3 protein-coding genes and 2 pseudogenes are annotated in these 4,930 nt (G+C 69.2%); all 5 read right to left on the bottom strand.

What is annotated here, in order from left to right; all coding sequences use genetic code 11:
• A pseudogene (locus tag ABZZ38_RS30240) lies at window positions 1-134 on the bottom strand (ATP/GTP-binding protein); the annotation flags it as partial.
• Complete coding sequence (locus ABZZ38_RS30235; protein WP_356745711.1) at window positions 115-681, bottom strand: DUF742 domain-containing protein; 567 nt, start codon at window positions 679-681, stop codon at window positions 115-117. The pseudogene ABZZ38_RS30240 and the gene ABZZ38_RS30235, both read right to left, overlap by 20 nt.
• Before the next feature lie 99 nt (window positions 682-780).
• The gene (locus ABZZ38_RS30230) at window positions 781-1,194 is read right to left on the bottom strand and encodes a roadblock/LC7 domain-containing protein (RefSeq protein WP_006127847.1); all 414 of its coding nucleotides are present in this window, start codon (window positions 1,192-1,194) and stop codon (window positions 781-783) included.
• Between the two features lie 10 nt (window positions 1,195-1,204).
• Window positions 1,205-4,489, bottom strand: a complete 3,285-nt coding sequence (locus ABZZ38_RS30225) for a nitrate- and nitrite sensing domain-containing protein (protein WP_356745709.1) — start codon at window positions 4,487-4,489, stop codon at window positions 1,205-1,207.
• Between the two features lie 336 nt (window positions 4,490-4,825).
• A pseudogene (locus ABZZ38_RS30220) lies at window positions 4,826-4,930 on the bottom strand (ATP-binding protein); the annotation flags it as partial.

Below are 4,930 nucleotides of genomic sequence, written 5' to 3'. Positions count from 1 at the left end.
TCGGTACGCAGCGGGTTGATCTCCGAGACGGCGCCGACGAACGTGGTCTTGCCCACGCCGAAGCCGCCCGCCACCACGATCTTCGCGCTGGTGGTTGAGCGGGCTGCACCGCCGCTAGAGCTTGCGAAGTCCACTGAGCACCCTTTCGAGCAGTGTCACGTCTGGCTGGCCACCGGCGGACTCGTCGCCGCCGGGCTGGTGGATGGCGACAAGTCCGGCCTCCGCCAGGTCGGCGACGAGGATCCGGGCAACGCCGAGGGGGATGGAGAGAAGCGCCGAGATCTCAGCCACCGACTTGATCTCGATGCACAGCCGGCAGATCCGCTGGTGCTCGGGCAACTGCCCTTGCAACCTGGCCGGATCGGCCGTGGTCGACACCAGCGCCTCGATGGCGAGCTGGTAGCGCGGACGCGTCCGGCCGCCGGTCATGGCGTACGGACGGACCAGCGGATTGTGGTGCCCGGTGGAGCCCGACGCGGGCGCCGGCTCCGGGGCCCTGCGCCGCTGCGCCGGCTGAGTGCGCGGTGCCTGCGGCTGTACGTACGACGGGGGTCCCTGGTAGGGCTGGTGCGCGCCTTGACCGCTCGGCGCCGAAGGAAAGTTGAAGCGGTTCTGGGCGTTGTCACCCTGCGACTGGTGCGCACCGTCGTATGGGTGGTGTCCGCCTGGGGGTGTTGCCACTGTTCTTCCTCCTCCGACTACCGGTCGCTGGTCCATGTCCCTGTGGACCCGCGCCACCGCACCCTATGGTGCGGTGGCGAGAAACGCACGGTCCGTCTGTTAGTTGAGAAGACTTCCCTGGAGTTCGGCGCGCAGATCCGGGGTAAGAACACTGCCCGCGCGGTCCACCAGGAGCGCCATCTCGTAACCGACGAGACCGATGTCCGCGTCAGGGTGGGCGAGGACGGCCAGCGACGAACCGTCCGAGATCGACATGATGAAGAGGAAGCCGCGCTCCATCTCCACCACGGTCTGGTTGACCGCCCCGCCTTCGAAGATCCGGGACGCCCCCGCGGTGAGGGAGGTCAGTCCGGAGGCGACGGCGGCGAGCTGGTCGGCACGGTCACGGGGAAAACCCTCGGACATCGCCAGCAGGAGTCCGTCGGCGGAGACCACCACCGTGTGCGACACCCCGGGGGTGTTGTCCACGAAGTTGGTGATCAACCAGTTCAGATTCTGCGCCGCCTGGCTCATCGGGCTCACACTAACGCTCCTGGTTGTAGGTGCTACCCGGGCCGTGGCCCGGTCCGTTCGTGTCCGTTCCCGCGCTGCGTCCCTGCTGGACACCGCGGCGCAGGTTGCTCAACCTGCCCCGCACGTCCTCGGGGGAGCGGGAGACCTGTGGGCCGCCCTGCGGGGTCTGTTCCGCGGTTCCCTCGATCAGGTTGGCCTTGGGAACGCGTCGCGGAAGCCCGGACGGGGTGACCCCGCCGGCCTTCGGCTCGCGGAGCTTCTCGGCCCGCTGCCAGCGCTCGTCGTTCGTCGAACGCCAGCTGTCGGAGCCGTCCTCGCTCTGCTGAGCCTGCTGGGCCGGCTGAGTCGACGGGGACTGCTGCTGGTGCTGCTGTCCGCCCTGCTGAGGCTGCGGCTGCTCCTGCTGCGGGGCGTGCTGCCGGCTGCCGTTGCTACCACCGTTGCCGTTGCCGCCGTCGCTGCCGTTGCCACTGCTGCCACGACGCGGCAGGCCGGCGTCGGTCAGCGCGTGACCGGCGCTCGGGGCGGGACCCGAGGAGAAGCCTACGCTCTCCCGGCCGTTCGCGGGAGCGCCCTGCGCAGATTCCGATTCCGGTGCGTACGAGCCGTCGTAAGCGCCCGAGTAGGAACCCTGGTCCGACCAGTCGCCCTGGTGAGCCCCGGTGTCGAACTGGTTGTCGTACTGGGACTGCTGAGGCTCCCGATCCGCGAAGGCCGGTTCCGCATAGGAGGGTTCCGGGTACTCGCCGGTCGCGTACTCCTGGCCGGCGTACTGATCGCCGTACTGCTGCGGGTAGTCGCCCTGCGGGTACGAGGACTGCGCGTCGTACTGCTCCCGGGTGTCGTACTGCTCCTGAGCCCCGTACGGCTGCTCCTGGGGCTCGTACTGCCCGTACTGCTCCTGCTGCGGCTGCTGCTCGTACTGCTGCTGCCCGTAGGCGCCCTGCGGCTGCTGCTGGTCCCCCTCGTCGCGGAACAGCTGCGCGCCCAGCGCCTGGCGGCGCCCCTCACGGATCAGGGAGCGGCCCACCGGGTCCAGCGGGGTGTCCGAGGACGGCTGCTCGTAGCGCGAGTCGTCGAAGCCCAGCTCCGCCGCCGTACGCACCGGAGCGGCCTCGTACGCCTGCTGCTCCGGGATGATCGACGAGACGGTGAAGTCGTCGTTCAGGGCCGGGTCGCCACCGCCACCGTGGGTGATCGCGTCCGGAAGCATGACCAGCGACGTCGTACCGGCCTGCTCGCCCGAGGGGCGCAGCTGGACGCGGATGCCGTGCCGGTCGGCGAGGCGGCCGACCACGAACAGGCCCATGCGCTGCGAGATGGCGGCGTCCACGGTCGGCGGGTTGGCCAGCTTGTGGTTGATGTCCGCGAAGTCCTCGGCGGTCAGGCCGATGCCCTTGTCGTGGATCTCGACCATCACGCGGCCGTCGGGGAGACGGGTCGCGGTGACGCGGACCTTGGTCTGCGGCGAGGAGAACGTGGTGGCGTTCTCCAGCAGCTCGGCGAGCAGGTGCACGAGGTCGGTCACGGCCTGGCCGTGGATCTCCGACTCCGGAACGCCGGTGAGCTCGATGCGCTCGTACTGCTCCACCTCGGAGGAGGCGGCGCGCAGCACGTCCACGAGCGGCACGGGCTGGTTCCAGCGGCGGCCGGGCTCCTCGCCCGCGAGGATGAGGAGGTTCTCGCCGTTGCGGCGCATACGGGTCGCCAGGTGGTCCAGCTTGAAGAGGTTCTCCAGCTGGTCCGGGTCGGCCTCGTTGTTCTCCAGGTCGGTGATCAGGGTCAGCTGGCCCTCGATCAGGGACTGGTTGCGCTGCGACAGGTTGGTGAAGATCGCGTTGACGTTGCCCCGCAGCAGGGCCTGCTCGGCGGCGAGCCGGACGGCCTCGCGGTGCACCTGGTCGAAGGCGCGGGCGACCTCGCCGATCTCGTCCTGGGAGTTGATCGGGATCGGCTCCACACGGGTGTCGACGCGGCCCGGGTCGGTGCGCGAGAGCTGGTCGACCAGCATCGGCAGACGCTGCTCGGCGACGGTGAAGGCGGCGGTACGCAGACGGCGCATCGAGGTGCTCATCTGCCGGGCCATCATCCCGGCCAGCAGGAACGCGGTGAACAGCGCGACGACGACGAGACCACCGGTGACGAACGCGTCCGTCCTGGCGTCGTTGGCGATCTCCTCGGCCTCGTCCACGGCCTTGGTGACGAGCCCCGCCTCGATCTCGCTGTAGCCCTCGAACTTCGCGGTCGCCGCGCCCATCCAGGTCTCCGGCGTGACGTCCTTCTCCCGCAGCGCCTTGATCTCGTCGGCGTCCTTCGCCTGGCCGATCGCAAGGGCCATGCCCGTGAAGACGGAACCCTTCTCGGCGGGCGGGTTGAGGTTGGCCTCCTGGAGCTTCTTGGCGCCCTCGGCGGCCTTGCCGGCCATGACCTGCTGGAGCTTCTCCGTGTCCTCGGCGGTGCCGCCGGACACGTACTCGCCGATGGCGATCTGCTCCAGGTAGTTGTACGAGTTGAAGGCGAGGGACTGCCGGGCGAAGACCGCGTCGTCCTTGCTCGGCCGGACCAGCAGGTGCATGCCGATCGAGCGCTGGAGCGACTCGGCGGCCTTGGCGAGCTGGACGGCGTAGACCGTACGGCCGTAGCTGGTGATGTTGCCGGTGCCCAGGCCGAGCTCGTTGGAGAACTCCATCAGCGAGTGCTGGACCTTGACGTAGCCCTCTTCGGTGAACACCGGGTCCTTGCCCCGGGTGTACGCGGTCTCGCGCAGCTCCTCCAGGCCCGGCTCCTCGGCCCGGAACAGCTTCAGGCGGCGCTGCAGGCCCGGCTTGTCCGGCATGCTCTGGACGGCGATGTCGAACTTCCGCTTCGCGGCGTCCGTCTTGGCGTGCGCCTGCTTGATGACGTCCGCCTCGCGGTCCGCGGCGCTCTTGGCGGTCAGCAGCGGCAGCGCGGTGAGGTCGCGCTCGTCGAGCAGCGCCTGCCCGTACTCGGAGGCGGCGCGCACCACGAGAGCCGTCTTCTCGGCGTCCTCGGCCTCGTTCCAGGTGTCGATGGACGCGGAGACCTGGAAGCCGCCCATGACCAGGCCGACCAGCACGGGGATGAGGAGGATGGCGTTCAGTCGGGTCGGCACCCGCCAGTTGCGCGGGGACAGCCGACTGGTGCTGCCCGTGCCGGCGGCGGGGCCGTCCGACGGTGTTCCGGGCGCATCGGCAGGCGGCGCCGCTGTGCGCGGGGGCGGGGTGAAGTTCCCCCGCGCCTGCTGCTCCGCGGCGCTGTTCTTGCTTCGCCTCACTCGACCAACAACCTCTCGGCGCCGGCACCTACGTTGTGCCGTTTTTCTGTTCAGGGCCGTACTACTCGGGAGTTCGTGCATTGCAGCACGTAAAGCGGCCGCGTTCCAAACAGCCCGAACGGGTGATTACCAGTGGTCCAGACCCCAGATAAAACGGGCATAAAGAGCGAGCCCCGCCAAAAGGCGGGGCTCATGTGAGCGCAGCGACACCAGGCGAATGCGCCTTGTGTCCGGTGCCCGGCAATTCTCTGTCGAAACGTTATGAACGCCGGGGCGAACCGTGTCAAAGGACACACCCACCCCGTTATGCCCATGGCAACTGCCGTTTGGCCAGGACTACTTGAGCCGGGCCATGAGGGCGTGTTCCACGAGGGTGATGAGCGCGCTCTTGGCGTCCGCGCGGTGGCGGGCGTCGGTGGTGATGATGGGGGTGTCGGGGCC

This window comes from Streptomyces sp. NPDC006368 (assembly GCF_040612535.1).
Taxonomy (GTDB): Bacteria; Actinomycetota; Actinomycetes; order Streptomycetales; family Streptomycetaceae; genus Streptomyces.
Note: the sequence above shows the minus strand (reverse complement) of the source record. Positions and strands in the feature narration are given on the sequence as shown.